The organism is Microbacterium sp. 71-36 (genome assembly GCF_001898305.1).
Lineage (GTDB): Bacteria > Actinomycetota > Actinomycetes > Actinomycetales > Microbacteriaceae > Microbacterium.
Window position 1 is genome coordinate 1292961 of sequence record NZ_MKTP01000001.1, and the last position, 16733, is coordinate 1309693.

General features: G+C 68.0%; 8 protein-coding genes and 2 tRNA genes. 3 read left to right on the forward strand and 7 right to left on the reverse strand.

The features are described from left to right. Positions 1-24: 24 nt before the first annotated feature. From BGO45_RS06350 to BGO45_RS06375, 6 genes are all read right to left on the reverse strand, one after another. Entirely contained in the window at positions 25-543 is a 519-nt protein-coding gene (locus BGO45_RS06350; protein WP_292691897.1) for a hypothetical protein, read from the reverse strand. Positions 544-581: 38 nt separating this feature from the next. Next, positions 582-7247: a PA14 domain-containing protein gene (locus BGO45_RS06355; RefSeq protein WP_292691899.1), complete on the reverse strand. Its 6666-nt coding sequence runs from the start codon at positions 7245-7247 to the stop codon at positions 582-584. Positions 7248-7593: 346 nt separating this feature from the next. Next, positions 7594-7667, reverse strand: a tRNA-Met gene (locus tag BGO45_RS06360). Positions 7668-7696: 29 nt separating this feature from the next. Continuing rightward, positions 7697-7768 (reverse strand) — tRNA-Thr (locus tag BGO45_RS06365). A 55-nt stretch (positions 7769-7823) separates the two neighbouring features. Next, a complete protein-coding gene (locus tag BGO45_RS06370) occupies positions 7824-9236 on the reverse strand; it encodes a peptidoglycan DD-metalloendopeptidase family protein (RefSeq protein ID WP_292691901.1) in 1413 nt (470 codons plus the stop codon). 265 nt (positions 9237-9501) lie between these two features. Next, positions 9502-10299 (reverse strand): inositol monophosphatase family protein, encoded by a 798-nt coding sequence (locus BGO45_RS06375; RefSeq protein ID WP_292691903.1) that lies wholly within the window; start codon positions 10297-10299, stop codon positions 9502-9504. 64 nt (positions 10300-10363) lie between these two features. Between BGO45_RS06375 and BGO45_RS06380 the strand changes: the two genes are divergently transcribed. Both BGO45_RS06380 and BGO45_RS06385 read left to right on the forward strand, forming a co-directional pair. Further along, complete coding sequence (locus BGO45_RS06380) at positions 10364-12085, forward strand: NAD(P)/FAD-dependent oxidoreductase (protein ID WP_292691905.1); 1722 nt, start codon at positions 10364-10366, stop codon at positions 12083-12085. A gap of 339 nt (positions 12086-12424) precedes the next feature. Further along, positions 12425-13966, forward strand: a complete 1542-nt coding sequence (locus BGO45_RS06385) for an HNH endonuclease signature motif containing protein (RefSeq protein WP_292691907.1) — start codon at positions 12425-12427, stop codon at positions 13964-13966. A gap of 557 nt (positions 13967-14523) precedes the next feature. Here BGO45_RS06385 and BGO45_RS06390 read toward each other — a convergent pair. Next, positions 14524-15978, reverse strand: a complete 1455-nt coding sequence (locus BGO45_RS06390; RefSeq protein ID WP_292691909.1) for a PLP-dependent aminotransferase family protein — start codon at positions 15976-15978, stop codon at positions 14524-14526. An 80-nt stretch (positions 15979-16058) separates the two neighbouring features. Here BGO45_RS06390 and BGO45_RS06395 point away from each other — a divergent pair, with 80 nt between their 5' ends. Next, positions 16059-16730: a pyridoxamine 5'-phosphate oxidase family protein gene (locus BGO45_RS06395; RefSeq protein ID WP_292691911.1), complete on the forward strand. Its 672-nt coding sequence runs from the start codon at positions 16059-16061 to the stop codon at positions 16728-16730. Positions 16731-16733: the final 3 nt, after the last annotated feature.

The window sequence follows — 16733 nt, forward strand, 5'->3', positions numbered from 1 at the left end:
CTTACAAACTAACGACACGCGACACTAGGGCCCACGTGTCGCAGCGAGAAAATTTTCGACAGCTTGCAAGGTGGAGGAGAGAGCTTGGTCCTGATCCGCGCGTGAGCCTATTTCGTACACGGTCTTTACCCACGACACGATGGATGTGGAATCACCGACGATTATGTTCGCCATAATCGCAAATATAACGTCGTCGTACTCATCGCGTCGGTCCACCTCTAGCGGGCTCACGCCCGCTAGATCCAGATCCTCCAGAAGATCTCGGGACATGGATATTGCCGCAGCCAGGTCCTCCGTCCAGCCAACCCCGGCCGTAACCTCTGTCCATGTTCTGCCGAGCCGGCGCAAGATTCTCTTGACTCGCCAGGGGGAGAAGAAAGATGCTTCACCAATTTCCGCCAAGCAGCTCATGGCAGCATGGATCGCGGCTTGAGAACTATCGGGCCGCACCACGCAATAAACATCCACATTACGAAGAGTGGCGACGAGAAGACTCACCTCGCGGTACTGATGAAGTTTTACGCGAGTCGGTTTTTCCATCATGATGACATCATGCTGTATTCGCGACGATCCCAAGCTAATCAGCGAACAAGTCTGGCCCACCGGGATCTTGAGGTCGGATAGACAGAGGTTATGACGCGACTTTGATTTCCAACGGTAACGGTCGCTGGTTTTCCAACTAGCTTGGTCGACCAGCCGTATCTTCCGAGCGAGCCACGCTGGACAACAGTGGATCCGCTGCCGACTGTTCGAAGCATCCTCGTGGCGCTCACCCCTCTGATCACCATCTGTTCTGTTGCGTGCATCGAGATTCCTCTAATTACTCCGCCGCTAGCAGCACGGACAGCTAGGGACACGACCGGGCGAGCGGCGAGCGCGATCCCGAAGCGGACACCCAAAGTCGCTGCGCGAATTCCCAGTCCAGCAACCGTTCCGACTCCCGGCACAAACATGAGGGCTATTGATGCCACATCGAGGACTGTCAGCCAGTCGACTTCGAAGTTGCCCGTGAGGTCATTCTTGCCGATGGGGTCGGTGGGCCAAACGTAATCATTGTCGACGCCGCCTTCTACAGGATCGACTTGCAAGAACCGGCCCAGCGCGGGCACGTACAAACGAGCGCCCATCTCAACCATCAGGGTTGAGCCGACCGACTCCGTCAACTTCTGCGCCGCCTCGTACCATCCACTGGTTTCATTGACGGAACCCGAATCGTCGGCCTCGGTGGTTCCGATGGCCAAGCTCACGGGAGCAAGGGGCTGCCCATACGGGTCGTACAGGCGGATGCCAGTAATGGCGTTCCCGTCGCCCGTAGTGATGGTGTGTCCCTGAAGTGATGGGTATGCCCACGTCACCGTTCCGGCCCCCGGAACGTCGACGCTCACGCCGCCAGGAAGGATGATCGTCCGAGTTGCTGCACCAGAGGCTGGCACCATTGCCCAGGGCACGTCGCCCGCCCCGGCGTAGACATAGCGGACGGTCGTTTGGGCGGTTGGCCCGGCTGGGTCTGTGCTGCGCGAGACAACGCGCCCAGTCGCGTCGCGGGTGATGGTGACGGTAGTGCCGTCAGCGTATGTGGTACCAGTATGAGCGTCGCTCGAGTTGTAGGCGAGGGTCATGTCGGCAATCCGGCTGGTGTTGCCGCGCGAGTCATAGGCGATGTCGCTGGCCGCGAGTCCGTCGGCGATAGTTGTTGCGCCGCTGGGCGCGCCAGCGACGGTCGTGGACAAGAGGCGGTCGGCCCAGTCGTAGCAGTATTGCGTGGTGGTGGTGACAGGCGTGATTGTCCCCGGCGCGGTGTAGGCGTCGACGTACCCGGTGCGGTTGCCGGATGCTCCGGCGGCAGTGTTGGGGCCGCAGCCGCCGGTGGATGCAAATTGGTAGGTCAGGTCGTGCCCTGGGATCTTCGCATTGATCAGCCGGCCAGCACTGTCGTAACCGTATGTAGATGTGTACGTCTTGGCGCCTTGGACGATCTTCTCCTGCACGATGCGGCCGGCGACCGATCGGGTGACCGAGTCCGTGATCGCGGATGACCCGGGGAATGTCCAGGTGTTCTTCTGCACGCTTCCACGTTTGGCGTCCCAGGTCACGTCGAGTGTGGCACCGCCGAGGTAGCTAACGTTGCTGAGGCGCTGCACCGCGTCGTAAGTGGGCGTGGCGTAGACCTGTCCCGCGTTCTTGACTTGCGTGGTCTTCCCATCGAGGTCGTACGTGTATTCGGTATCCGTGCTGGGAATACCGGTCGCTGTTGTCGTGACCTTGAGCAGACGACCCGTGAGTGCCTCGTATGTGGGCGTGGTTGTGGTCCCCCACACGTCTATGTAGGACGTGGTGCGGCCGAGCAGGTCAGTCTTGGTCGTGACCGTCGAGTTCGTCGAGCCCGCGATCGTAGGTCCGGTGACGGCGACGGTGAGACCGGTCGCCGTGGCGTTGTAGCTGGTGTTCACCGTCGTGCTAGCGACGCCGGTGGGTCCGGCAGTGACCTGTTTGGTGACGCGGCCTCGGGCATCGTAGGTGGTACAGGACCAGGCGGTATCACCGTCAACCTTGGTACCAGCGAGGCGTCCCATCACGTCGTAGAAGTAGTTCGTAGTGATGGGAGTACCGGACGCCGGTGTGGGGCCAGTGACGGACTTCAATTTGCCAAACTGCGGGGTGCCTGCGGGGACGCCGCAATTCGCTGTGCTCCACGTTCCGGTGTCGCTGAAGTACGTGCGGGTCGTGCTATTGGCGTCTGTCGGGCCGACCGCCGAGGCCGCGGGTAGGGAGCGGCGTAGCTGTCGGAGCCAGCCGGTGCCGTTGAGCGTCTCGTAGGTTGCGGTGGTCTTGAGGTTCAGTCCGCTCGGGTCGACAGCGGTTTGGGTGGGTTGACCGACGATCGGGTCTTGATACGCGGTCGTGGTGGTGACGGTGGGAGCGGCGGCGCCAGAGACCGAGGTCGCGTCATCGACCTGGGACCTCGTGACGAGGCCGTAATCGGGCCGCAGCTGGGTCCCGGGGACGGTGGTGAAGTCGGCGGCGCCGGGGGTTTTCCAGAGCAGCTTCAGTGCGGCGTAGCCGGTGTTCTCGTAGTGTTCGATGCGGATGCGGCGGACTTCACCGGCTGTCACGGTGAAGGTGTTGCTGTCGGCGTTCTGGCCGCCGTCGTACCACCTGTCGAGGACGAGGACGTCGTTGAGCCAGATTCGGACACCGTCGTCGGCGAACGCGCGCAATTGGAAGGTCCCCGCCTGCGGGAACGTGATCAGTCCCGTCAGGCGGGCGGAGAAGTTGTCGGCGGAGATGGTGCCAGAAACGGGCGAGTTGTTTCCCCAGTCGATGTTGATGCTGCCGTCGGTGTTACCGACGCCAAGGGTGTAGTGGGTGGGCTTTCCCTGGAGTTTGCGGGTGTTGGTGTACCACGCGACCTGCAGCCCGTTCAGGCCCCCGTCGTACACGGTCGACGACTTCGCCGGCACCACACCGCACGCGGACACGGAGGTCGGGTCGCTGATCGGTCGACGATCGTTCCCGAAGCACGCTGCCGGCGCGGCCGCGTAGCTCTCTACCGCCCGGTCGACGGTGTCGTAGATGCGGGTGGAGACCAGTCCCGTGGAATCCGTGCTGGAGAGGACGAGGTCCTTCGCGGAATCCCACGCTTGGGTTGTGCGCACGCCCATCGCGCTCACTCGAGCGGTCTGCCGCCACGCGGCGTCGTACTCCGCCCACTGCACGGCATCGGTGAGTCCGGCGATCGTTATAGAGGTGCGCCCGCTCTCGTACCCGTAGGTGCGGGAGGGTCGGGTGCTTTGTGAGATTCCGTCGGGTGCGGGGAGCGTGACCGTGGTCACCTTGTCTCCCGTGTAGGTGATGCGGGTGGATGCGGCGTCGTCGGTGCCGGAGGCAGCCTCGACGGGGATGCTGTCGTTGGCGGTGGCGTCGCGGATCTGTTTGAGCCACCCGTTGGACTGGTAGCCGAACATGGTGCGTTCGTTGCCCGGGTCCAGGACCAGGGCGAGCTGACCTTCGGTGTTGTAGAACAGCTGCGTGTTCGTCCCGTCGGGGTAGGCGATCTTGCACAGCATGTCCACCGGAGTCGCGGCGTACCCGGTCGCGGACCGCGTCGGGCAGGCCTGCTGGCCACCGTCTTGGTAGGTGAAGGTGACCTGGCGGAGATAGGTGCTGCCGCTCTTGGACACCGGGTCCACAATCTGCGTCGCCACACCGTTCGCGTTCAGGATCGTCTGCGGCGCGGCGGCCTTGCGGACATCCTCCGGCGGAGTGGCCGAAGACACCCGTCCCTCCTTGGTGAACTGGTAGACGGTGCCGTCTTCGTCGGTGAACACCACGAGTCCGCTGCCGTCGAGGCTGGCCACACCGTATTCACCGGACGGGGCTTGATATCCACCGCCGGAGACCTTGAGGTAGGTGTGGGCACGGCCGGTGACGTCGGTGAGGATGATCGAGGAATCCGTGATCTGCGCGGACACCCAGTTAGAGCTCGCACCCGCGATTGGGACGGACGCACCCCAGCCCTCGGGGAGGGTCTGTACTTTCTTGGTGAACCAGTTCGGCGGGACGACGTACTCCGCGCCGTCGACCCGGACCCACATCTCAGCGACGGCGGTGCCGTTGTTCTCGAAGTACTCGAACCGGACCGGCATCGCGTTGCCACCGAATTGGCGCGCGGGACCCCATGTTTTTGCAGGTGAGGAGAGGGCCCAGTTGTCGACGAGCTTCTCACCGTTCACCCAGAGGCGCGCGCCGTCGTCTTGACGGAGCCCGAACTGCACCTGCTTGCCGACGAAGGCCGGCGGGACGGTGATGAACCCGGTCCACCTGCCCATGAAGTAGTCCGCTGGCAGCGCATCCGCGGGGGCACGGGTTCCCCAGTCGAAATACACCCCGGGGTCCGTCCGCACCAACACGGGGACCTTGCCGGTGAGATCGAAACTGCTCGGGGCTCCGCTGCTCACGCGGGCATCGAAGTACTCCCCCGTCAGGCCACGGTTCGCTCCCGGCACCTCCTGGGAGTTGTAGGTGAACGACATACCCATCGGGCCGCCGAGCGCATCGACGGTGGGCGAGGCGAACGACACCGTCGCGTTCCCGTTGGCAAGGTTGGTTGTCACCGGCCCCGTGGTATCGAACGGCGACGGGCCGGACGATCCCAACCGCAAGTCGGCGCGGAACCGCTTGACCCACGGGTTGAACCAGTTGGTATCTGCCCCATCACGGGTTGCGACCTTCCAGCTGTACACCCCACCGTCCTGCAACGCACCCACCGGGACGGTCCACTTCACCTTCCCGTCCGCCCCAGGCGCGATCCACCCCGACGCGGTCACCGCACCCGACTTCCCATCCGAACCCGTCGCGATCTTGAACTGATACGTCATCGACCCCCCGACCGAATCCGTGTCCGCGACATGGTCGACCTGCAGCGTCGGCGTAAGCGTCGTCACCGCTGGGACAGCCTCCGTCTGCAACGCGCCCGGCGTCGCCGAACCCACCGGGGGCATCGGAACCTGGTTGGTGGTGAACTTCACCACGCTCGAGTACTTATCCGTCGATTGCCCGAGGTGACCGTTCGCATCGTCAACTACACGGGCTCGCCAGTAGTAGTCCGTGCCCGGACGCAGCACACCCTCGGGGATCTGGACACTCGTGCCCGTCTGCCACGAATTCGTGAAGACAAAGTTGCTCATGCCCGGGTCGGTGGCGATCTCGAACGCGTAGTTCTGCGTCCGGTTTCCCGGGTTTGATGCGCCAAGCGTGAGGACGGGTGCCACGCTCACACCCTTGGCTCCATTCGTGGGAGAACTCGTCCACACCGACGGGAAATCCCAATACTCCACCCACATTCCAACATCGAGGCTCTTGAAGGAGTACGAGCCGTCCTCGTTCCCGCCGACCAACCACGCGGGTCGATCGTTGACCCGGAAACGATCGACCAGACGCTGCGCAAGCCCCCACCCGTCCGTCTGAGCCCAGTCATCGCCGAGGTTGTACCCGGTGAGGTGCTGGGAGCGGCACTCGTAGCCGGAGCAACTGGCCTGGTGCACCCAGCCCTGCTGGCTGGAGGTCGTGCCCTCATCGGCGTACGCGAACTGCAGCTGGGACTCCGCAATGAACTTGCCCGGGATGCTCCCGTAGTCGAAGGTGACAACCGACCGCCAATACACGTTCGAGTTGCTTTGGCGCGTGTTTCCGACATACAGAGCGTTGTTCTGCACCACCCCGTCGGACTTGTACGCCGTGCTGCCCGTGAGCGCAATACCAGGGTCGATCGTGACCGGGTACACCCGCGCAGGGTCCGTGAGCCACTGGTAGGAGACCTGCAAGCCGTAGCGCCACGTACCATCCGACGACTTCGCCAGCCGCGGCGTCGGGGCAATCGAAACCGGCTCCCGCTGGCCCTGCTCCCCCGAGGAATCAAACGCCACCGGCGCCGGAATCAGCAACACCGTCTTGCCGGAGACGTCCGACAACGCGACCGAGCCGTCCTCGCTCAGAGTCGGCGTCAACGAGCCCGGATCAAGCCGCCACGCCCAGGCGTTCGTCGTCGGCAACGTCTTCAGGACCAGGTTCTCCTTGACCCCACCGGACTGCACCTCGTACTCCAGGTCGATCCCCGGTTTGACATCTCGGTAGGTCAGTTCGGTGTGGTCGTCCCAGAACCAGAACGGCGCAGCCACCTCCCCCTCGACCGCCCCGATCAGGGACATCGACACATCGTGCCCACCACGAGACACCGACAAGACATCCGTATCATCCGCGGACGCCGCGAATTCCGGGCTCAGCGGGTGATCGTCCACCTTCCACCCATCGTCTGCAGACGACAGGTCAGTGTTGATCTCCTTCCAGCCCTCGTCGGTCTCGACGTTCTGCGGTCCCGGGGTGAGGTACTTCGCCAACCCACCATCGGGCGTCCGGTACGTCGTCGAATCCTCCGCCCGTGAGACCACCTCGAGGTTGTCGTGATCGATCTTGCTCGACTCGAACGATGTCGTTACGGGCGCGGCAGGCGCGACCGTCGAGACAGGCTCCGGAGCGACTTCCTCCGTCGGCGCATCGAAGGACCCCTCCGGCACGGAAGCCACCACCTCAGGGGCCTCGCCTGCCGGGAGTGCCGGTTGCTCGTTCACCTCGACCGGGGGCTCCGACACCGGCACCTCAGCCGCCTGCGCAGGAACCCCCACACCCACGAGAAGCGCGAAAATCGCGACCGCCGAAACCCAAAAAATGCGCGCGCGACTCAGCAACACCTACCCCCGACTAGCTCGCCCGAACGGAGCGACAAGAACCTGGTCCCCAGGTGATGCTCACCCTACACATAGAAATGTTTCAGGAAAGTCACGACGGTCGGCCGCGAAGCGCAGGGCCAGTCCGCGAACCGAAACGGAGCGCCCACGAGGCACCACATGCACAGACGGCGCCGGAGAAACGTCCGCAGATCACGTCTATGGAAACGCCTGTCCAAAGCTGCCGTCACAGACAAGCGGCTGCCGAACTCACGGCAGTGACGACAGGCACGAGCATCGGGCTCGGGACACAGAAGCGGTCCGCCGGAGGCACAATTGTTCGAGTAAGACAGCTAACCTGTCCGAGATGTAGCGGGAGCGGGGCTTGAACCCGCGACCTCACGATTATGAGTCGTGCGCTCTCACCAACTGAGCTACCCCGCCGCGTGGCATCCCGCGAAGGAGATGCTCTGAGCCCCGAGTCAGGATTGAACTGACGACCCCTTCCTTACCATGGAAGTGCTCTGCCACTGAGCTATCGGGGCGTACCCGGATCGCTCCGGGCAACTAGAAGAGAATATCAGAGCTTGGCGGCCTCTTCTAATCGAGCGAGTGGCGTCCGGCGTTCGCGCGGAGCCAGACGATCGGGTCGATGGCGACCGTCCCGTTCATGAGGATCTCGAAGTGCGTGTGGGCGCCGAACGAGTGACCGGTGTTGCCCGTGTGGCCGATGACCTGGCCGACGTGGACGGTGTCGCCCGCCTTGACCTGCAGCGAGCCGTACAGCATGTGGGCGTAGCGGCTCGAGACGAGCTGTCCGTCGATCTTGTGGTCGATGACGACCACGACGCCGTAGCCGCCGCCGGCCTCGGTCGCCTCGCGGACCACGCCGTCGGCGATCGCCTGGATCGGGGCGCCCTCGCCGGGGACGAAGTCCGCGCCCTCGTGCATGACACCGTCGCGCATGCCGAAGCCGTAGGTGATCCCCACGCCCACGGCGAACGGCCACTGAATGGCCGCAGAGGTGTCGTTGACGTAGAAGTCGCTCGGGTTCTTGATGCCGGTGTCGGCGGCGACCTGGGCGTAGGTGGCCGCGGAGTACCCGTCGGCACGGTCGACGATCGCGGACTGCGACTGCGCCGGAGCGACATACGCCTGGATCGAACCGCCCTCGACGTCTCCGCCGCCGACGGCGAGGTTCTGCGTGGCGACCGCTGCCGGAGCGGCGACGTTGGCCGTTCCGTTCGCGGACGCGAGGGCGCTGACGGGCATCGTCATCCCGACCGTCAGAAGTCCGACCAGCCCCATGACGCCGACGGAGAAGGAGGCGGCAGCCACCCGGCGTCCACTGCGACGGCGGGGGGCGGCATCCACGGGCAGGCCCTGGGTGACCGGACGCGAGGCCTCGGCGACCGGCTCGGCCGCGGGGCGCTGGACGGCGTTCTCGCCCGTGAACGAGAACAGGCGCGCAGCGGCTTCGAACTCGTCGGCGATCTCGTCCGCGGGGGCCGATGAGCGGGGCGCGGGCTCGTCGGCGGCGGGCTCGTCAACGGCCGCCGGCCGCTCGGCGGGCTCAGGCGCCGCGACCGGCTCGGGAGACTCGGCGGCGACGGGACGACGGCGGCTGCGACGCGACACCGGGAGGGTGATCGGCGACGTCGGGAGCGTGACGGGCGTGGTCGCCTCGGCCGCATCGGAACTCTGCAGGATGACAGCGACCTCGTCGTCGGAGCGACGCTCATCGACGACGGCCACCTCGAGGGCACCGGATGCCGCGGTCTCGGTCGTCGCGATCGCTTCGGCCTCCGTCACCTCGGGGGTGGCGGAGCTCGCAGCGGCACGCGACGATCGACCACGCGGAGCGGGCAGGGTCGGCTGGATCGTGGCGGCGATCACCGTCTCGACGACGGCGGCCGCGACCTGCTCGACGATCTCGGGCTGCGACGCGTGCTCCGCGTCGACGGGGGCCGGATCGAGTGCGACCGACTCGGGGGCCGAGTCTTCGGCGACCACCACGGAGGTGCGACGACGCCGCTCGGCACGCGTCAACTCGGCGGCGACGGGCGTGGCGGAGGGGCGACTGGATCGCCGCGTGCGGGCGGGCTCAGTCTCGGGGGCTTCTGACGGCAACGCGCGGGGGCTCTCGGTTCATGTCGCAGGCGCGACGGCTTCGGGCTTTCGGGCTTCTGCCATTTCCGCAGGTTCGGGTCGCGAAAATAACGAACAGGTAACTACCCTAACCCGGCATCACTGGGAATGCCATGAGCGGCTCCGAGATTCACAGCTCCGGTTCGAGGATCTCCTCCAGCCGCGGGTAGAACCCGGGGCCCGCCGCGATGACCATGCCCTTGCCCGGACGCCCGCCCGGCGCGCCGCCGACCCTGCCGCCCGCCTCTTCCACGAGCAGCACTCCCGCGGCGTGATCCCACGGGTTCGTGCCCTTCTCGTAGTAGGCATCCATCCGCCCGGCGGCGACGGATGCCAGGTCGAGCGACGCGGCGCCGATGCGGCGGATGTCCCGCGCGATCGGCATCACGCGGGCGAGCCGCTCGAGGGTCGGCGCGTGCGTGGCGGGGTCGTATCCGAACCCGGTGGCGACCAGCCCGCCGGCGGGTCCGACATCGGCCGTGACCGAGAGGCGGGTCTCTCCGAGCCACGCTCCCCCGCCGCGGGACGCGCGGAACATCTCGCCGGAGACCGGGTTGTAGACGACCCCGGCGACGGCGCTCCAGGTGGCGGGATCTGCGGATCCCTCCACCGCGGCGATGCTGACCGCCCAGGCCGGGATCCCGTAGGCGTAGTTCACCGTGCCGTCGATCGGATCGACGACCCACGTGATGCCGCTGCGGCTCTCCCGCGCGTCGGACTCCTCGCCGTAGAAGCCGTCTTCGGGGCGCTCCCGCTCCAGCTCGGCGCGGACGAACGCCTCGACCTCCTTGTCGGCCGCGGTGACGATGTCGGCCGCGACCGACTTCGTCGCGACCTCGAGTCCTTCGCGCCGCCGCCGCGCGGCCAGGTCGCCGGCCTCCCGCGCGATGCGAGTGGCGATCTCGAGCAGGTCTGCGGCAGATGTCATGGCATCCACGGTACTGGGATGCCACCCTCTGGGCGATGTCGGCGACCGTCGCTAGCGTGGGGACATGAACCCCCCGGAGACCACTCGATACGACGTCGTCATCGTCGGCGGTGGGCACAACGCCCTCGTCGCGGCGGCGTACCTCGCCCGCGCCGGCCGCTCGGTGGTGATCCTCGAGAGACAGGATGCCGTCGGCGGCGCCGCCGTCTCCGAACGCCCCTGGCCGGGGGTGGACGCGCGCCTGTCGCGCTACTCGTACCTCGTCAGCCTGCTGCCGCAGAAGATCATCGACGACCTCGACCTGCACATCGAGCTGCGGCGACGCCGGTACTCCTCCTACACACCGGATCCCGCCGATCCGACCCGTGGCATCCTGATCGACACCCAGGATGCCGAGGCGACCGCCGCCTCCTTCACCCGGACGCTCGGCGACCCCGGCGAGGCCGAGCGGTTCGCGGCGTTCGGCGAGCGGCTCGCCCCGCTCGGACGCGCGGTGTTCCCGACGATGACCGAGCCGCTGCCCACGGCCGACGACGTGCGAGCGCGCGTGGGCGACGACGAGCTGTGGGAGGCCGTCACCCGACGCCCCCTGGGCGAACTGCTGCGCGCGTCGCTCGAGAGCGACCTCGCGCGGGGAATCGCCTTGACCGACGGACTCATCGGGACGTTCGCGTCGTCCGACGACGCGTCGCTCGCACAGAATCGCTGCTTCCTGTACCACGTCATCGGCGGCGAGACCGGCCACTGGGACGTTCCCGTCGGCGGTATGGGCGCGGTCACGGCCGAGCTCGAACGGGCGGCCCGCGAAGCGGGTGCCGAGATCCGCACGGGTGTCGACGTGGTCGCGGTGTCGCCGTCCGGCGAGGTGCGCGCGGTGTCCGACCGGACCGAGGCGTTCATCGGCGACGTCGTGCTGAGCGGCGTCGGTCGCGCCGTCCTCGCGCGGCTCCTCACCGCGGGTGGGGCCCCGACGACGGCGCCCCGACCCGAGGGCGCGCAGATCAAGGTGAACATGCTGCTGTCGCGGCTGCCCCGACTCAAGGACACGTCCGTCTCGCCCGAGGCCGCGTTCGCCGGAACGTTCCACGTCAACGAGACGATGACCCAACTGGATGCCGCCTACGCCGCCGCATCGGCCGGGCTCGTGCCCTCGCCCCTCCCGGCCGAGATCTACTGCCACTCGCTCACCGATCCGACCATCCTCGGCGACGATCTGCGGGCGAGCGGGGCGCAGACGCTCACACTGTTCGGCCTCCAGGTTCCGCACCGACTCATCGAAGAGGAAGACCCCGTCGCCGCGGGCGCGAGACTGCTCGCCGCCGCACAGCAGTCGCTGGATTCGGTGCTCGCCGAGCCCCTGCGCGACTGCATCATGACGGCCCCCGACGGACGCCTGTGCATCGAGGCGCGCACCACGACAGATCTCGAACGCTCGCTCGGGATGATCGGCGGCGACATCTTCCACGGCGGGTTGTCCTGGCCGTGGCTCGACGGCGACTCCGGCGACTCGCAGGTCGGTTCGGGTGGCGCTGGTGCGGCGGTGGATGGCGGCGGGGGCGTTCCGGGCGGCGGCGCTGGTGCGGCGGCGCCGGGTGGTGGCGGAGGCGTTCCGGGCGGTGGCGCTGCGGTTTCGGATCAGCGCGGGGCTGCCGAGCGGTGGGGCGTCGAGACCGAGCACAGCCGCATCCTGGTCTGCGGTTCGTCGGCTCGACGCGGCGGCGCCGTGAGCGGCATCGGAGGGCAGAACGCGGCGATGGCGGCACTGGAGATCCTGGGGCGGGGATAGGTGGCCGGCAAGTCTCGCCTTTTGGGGCGGGGATGGGCGACCCGGCGGGTCTCGCCTTGCGGGGGCGGGGGTCGGCGACCCGGCAGTTCGCGTTTTTCGGGGCGGAGATCGGCCGCCCGGCGGGTCTCGCCTTTGGGGGCGGCGGTCGGCCGCTCGGCGGGTCGCGTTCTCTTGGGGGCGCGGCGCGAGGTGGTCACCGTGCGTGCCGCCGGGGAATCCGTGCCGCAGACGTCGGCTCGCCGACGACCGGGCCGAGGGGGCCCGCAACCCGGGTGATTGTCTGCACTTCTCCGGGTGACATCACCCCATTTATTCGAACATACGTTCTACTCTTGACCCATGCCCCCGATCCCCATCCCGCAACCGTCGTCGATTGACGACGACCGGCTGCGGGAGCTCGTCGCGGCGATCCGCGACGAGTCGGTCCGGGCAGCACGCGTTCATGCCGCGCTCGTCAGGCTCCGGGCAGAAGCGCTCCGGATCGCGCTCGACGAGGTCGCGCGCTCCCGCTCCCGCGCCACCCGCGAACGGGAGATGCCGATCCGCTCACTTGCGCTCGAGGTCGCCGTCGCGACGCACAGCCACGACCTCACTGTGCAGAAAGAGCTGTCCGATGCTCACACCCTGACCGAGAAGTTCGCCGCAACGGTGGATGCCCTCGCCGAGGGACGCATCGGCGTGCGGCACGCGCAGGCCATCCTCGAGACGGGCATCGTCCTCGACGACGATGCGACTCGCGCCGGGTGGGAGCAGGTCGTCCTCACCAGGGCTGAGCACGACTCCCCCGGGAGAGTGAAGGCCTTCGGACGAGAGCTCGCGGAGAGCGTCCACCCGATCGGCATGACCGCGCGTCACGCGCGCGCCGCAGCGGCGCGCGGTGTGAGCGTTCGCGACCTGGCGGACGGCATGGCCGAGCTGAGCGTGATCCTCCCCGCAACGGTGGCCTACGGCATCCGCGACCGGCTGCGACGGCAGGCTGCCGCCATTCGCGCCGCCGCGATCGGGGCCGATGCAGGGGAAGAGCAGCGAGATTCGCCGGAGGAAGCCGAGGCGCACGGAACCGAAGTCGCGGGACACGATGCAGTGGCGCAGGCGGCAGTGGCGCAGACGGCAGTGGCGCAGGCGGCAGCGGGACACGAGGTCGTGGCGCACGCGGAAACCACAAGTCACGAGGCGGACACCTCCGCCACGATGTCCGAGACCGCTCGATCCGCCCCCGAGACGCAAGCGGTCATGAGCGCAGCTCCCTCAGACGACACCTGGTCGGACACTCGCACCCTGGCGCAGATCGGGGCGGACCTCTGCGCCGACCTGCTGCTCACCGCGGCTCCCGCGATCGACCCGACCGACGACACCGTCTGCCCGGGCGGCCTGGGCGCGATCCGGGGACACGTCCAGGTCACCGTGCCCGCCCTGACGCTCATCGGCCGCACCGACGGCGGCGCCAGCATCGACGGCCTCACCCCGATCGACCCCGACACCGCGCGACACTTGGCCGCGCGTGCGCCGGGCTGGGACCGCCTCCTCTGCGATCCCGTCACCGGCTCCGTGCTCGAGGTCGACCGATACGCACCGACGACATGCCAGCGCCGATTCCTCGCCGCCCGCGACAGGCATTGCCGCGCACCCGGTTGCCGCGCACCGATCGCCCGATGCCAGATCGACCACAACCATGAGGCCCACGAGGGCGGTCCCACGCGTCTCGACAATCTGTGCCACCTCTGCGTGCGACACCACACCCTGAAGACCGAGACCGAATGGACGGTCACGCAGGAACGCGACGGCACGCTGCGATTCCATAGCCCGCTCGGTCAGGAGCATCGCGAACGAGTTCCCGCGCGGGTGATGTTCGTGCCGGATGCCGATCCCCCACCGTTCTGATCCGCCGCCGTTCTGACACCCCGAGGTTCTGAGCCACCGCGGTTCTGATCCCCCGCAGTTCTGAGCCACCGCGGTTCTGATCCCCCGCAGTTCTGAGCCACCGCCGTTCGATCCACCGCCGTTCTGATTCCCCGCTGTTCGATCCCCGGCGGTTCTGGTTCCCCGCGGTTCTGGTTCCCCGCGGTTCTGCCCCCCCCTGTTCCGGGTCCCCGACTGCTCTGATCCCCGGGTCTGGTAGGGCGGCCCGGTCGCCCGGGTTCTGATCGCCGCGATGCGACCCCCACGAGCCTGAACCCGGATGACCTGACCGCCACCGTCACGAGCCCCGGCGCCTGATCGCCGCACCTCTCCCTCCCGCGACGCGGGCAGCTCTCCCTCCCGCGACGCGGGCAGCCCACCGCTCTCGCACCGCGCAACACCAGCAGCCCGGCGATCCGGCACGTCTCGCACCCCGGAACTCGAGCATCCGCACGTCTCCCGCCCCGCAACACCGGCAGCCCGTCGTTTCGGTCGCCGCGCGTCCGGCCGCGGTCCTGGCCGACCGGCCGATCCCGGAATCAGGTCCGCGCACCCCTCGGGCTCGCCGCCGCGAGCACATCCGCGACGACGGCGAGCGCTCGCGTCAACTGCGGCGTCGTCGGTTCGGCGTACCCGAGCACGATGCCGGCGGGAAGATCCGCCGCGGCACCGGGAACCGCGTACTCGGACAGCGCCGACACGAGCACACCGCGTTCGGCGATCGCGGCGACGACCGCACCGGGCTCCGGCGACTGTCCTCGAGATCCGCCGGCGCTCCCCGTCTCACGCTCACCGAACAGCACGACCGCGTGGAGCCCGCCGTTCATCGCCGCCAACTGCACACCGTCGACCGGCTCCAGCGCCTCCAGCACGAGTCGCCGACGATGGCGGTAGTCGCGACGCCGACGGGCGGTGTGCCGGGCGAGCGAACCCTCCGCGAGATACGACGCCAGCGCGTGCTGGAGGACGCTCGAGACGGGAAGGTCCAGATCGGCGCGCGCGGCCCCCAACCGTTCGCGCACACGACCCGAGGCGATGATCCAGCCGCAGCGAAGCGCGGGACTCAGCAGTTTCGACACGGTGCCGACGAGAGCCACCCCGTGCGGGTCGAGGAGCCGCAGCGGCGGTAGTGGCGCCCGGCCGTGCGGGAACTCGCTGTCGTAGTCGTCTTCGATCACGACCGTCCCGGTCCCGCGAGCCCAGGCGATCAGGCGTGCCCTCGCCGTGGCATCCATCCGACTCCCGAGAGGGTAATGGTGGTGGGGCGTGACGACCACGGCGTCCAGGTCGCGGTGTCGTTCGACGACATCGAGGTCGAGACCGCCGTCGATGGTCACCGGAAGCGGAACCGCCTCGACGCCGACGCGCGAAAGGACCGCCCGCACCCGCGGATACCCCGGGTTCTCGACCCCGAAGCGCCCGGGCCTCCGATGAGAAGGCGTCGACAGCGCCAGCGCTGCCAGCAGCAGGGCATCGCTCGTCCCCGCGGTGACGATCACGTCGGTCGGATCCACGGCCAGCCCGCGCGTGCGTCTGAGGTGGCGGGCGATCTCCTCGCGCAGCGCCGGCAGCCCGGTCTCGTCGTCGACGTCCGCTTCAGGATCGCGGGCGCTCGCGCGCCGCCATGCCGACCGCCACGCCGCGTCGGCGAGGCCACGGGTGCCGGGCCTCCCGGGGCGGAGATCGATCGCCGTGGCATCCGACGGCCGATGCGGGGTCGGCGCGTCCACCGGGCCGACCCCGCCCGGGGGGAGCGCCGCGACCGTCGTCCGTCCGCCCGGCCGCACGACGAGATACCCCTCGCCGGCGAGGGTCTCGTACGCCGCGACGACGGTGCCGCGCGCAACGCCGAGGTCGCCGGCGAGAGCCCGCGTCGACGGCAACGACTCCCCCGCCACCCACCGGCCGTCGACGATCGCGCCCCGCAGTCCGTGCGTGAGCTGGACGTGCAGCGGCACGGTCGAGGAACGGTCCAGGATGCCGGATGCGATCATCGCTCCAGCCTGCACTGGTCCAGATGGAAACGCGAGAACCGGCCTATGTACTGGACCACTCGATCGACTGAGATCGAGATATGACCGACCTGCCCGTCACCCCGCTCACGCGCGTCCGCCGCCTCCCGCAGTACCAGGTCACCGACCGCGCAGCCCTGTACGACATCCTCGACGGATCCCTCGCGGCCACCCTCGCCATCGTGCGCGACGGCCGACCGATCGCCCTGCCCGTCGGCATCGGTCGCGACGGCGACGACGTGCTGATCCACGGGTCGACGGGGAGCGACTTCTTCCGGCGGATCGCCGCGGGAGCACCGGTGTGCCTCACCGTGACGCACCTGCTCGGACTGAAGTACGCCCGCTCGCTGTTCGACAGCTCGATGCGGTATCGCTGCGCGGTCGTGCACGGGGTGGCATCCGTGGTCCCTCCGGAAGAGAAGGAGGCCGCCCTGCTGGCGCTGTCGGAACACCTCATGCCCGGCCGGGCGCAAGAAGTCCGCGCCATGACGGGGCGCGAACTCGCCGCAACGCTCGTCCTCCGTCTGCCCCTGACCGAGGCCAGCGTGAAGGACAACGCCGATTCCGAGGTCGAAGAGGACGGCGACGGCGAAGACCGCGGGGTCTGGGCCGGCGAGCTCCCCCTGCGCGTCACGGCCGGCGAACCGATCACCTCGCCGCAGACCGCGGCCGGGACGCCGGTCCCCGCCTCGGTCCGACGAAGTCAGACCGTCACGAGCGGCGGCACCGCATAACAC

What these genes read in the sequence shown, in the direction of transcription:
- BGO45_RS06350 (WP_292691897.1), bottom strand. Translation starts at nt 543, where the DNA reads ATGATGGAAAAACCGACTCGCGTAAAACTTCATCAGTACCGCGAGGTG.
- BGO45_RS06375 (WP_292691903.1), bottom strand. Translation starts at nt 10,299, where the DNA reads ATGACATCTGCCGCAGACCTGCTCGAGATCGCCACTCGCATCGCGCGG.
- BGO45_RS06380 (WP_292691905.1), top strand. Translation starts at nt 10,364, where the DNA reads ATGAACCCCCCGGAGACCACTCGATACGACGTCGTCATCGTCGGCGGT.
- BGO45_RS06385 (WP_292691907.1), top strand. Translation starts at nt 12,425, where the DNA reads ATGCCCCCGATCCCCATCCCGCAACCGTCGTCGATTGACGACGACCGG.
- BGO45_RS06390 (WP_292691909.1), bottom strand. Translation starts at nt 15,978, where the DNA reads ATGATCGCATCCGGCATCCTGGACCGTTCCTCGACCGTGCCGCTGCAC.
- BGO45_RS06395 (WP_292691911.1), top strand. Translation starts at nt 16,059, where the DNA reads ATGACCGACCTGCCCGTCACCCCGCTCACGCGCGTCCGCCGCCTCCCG.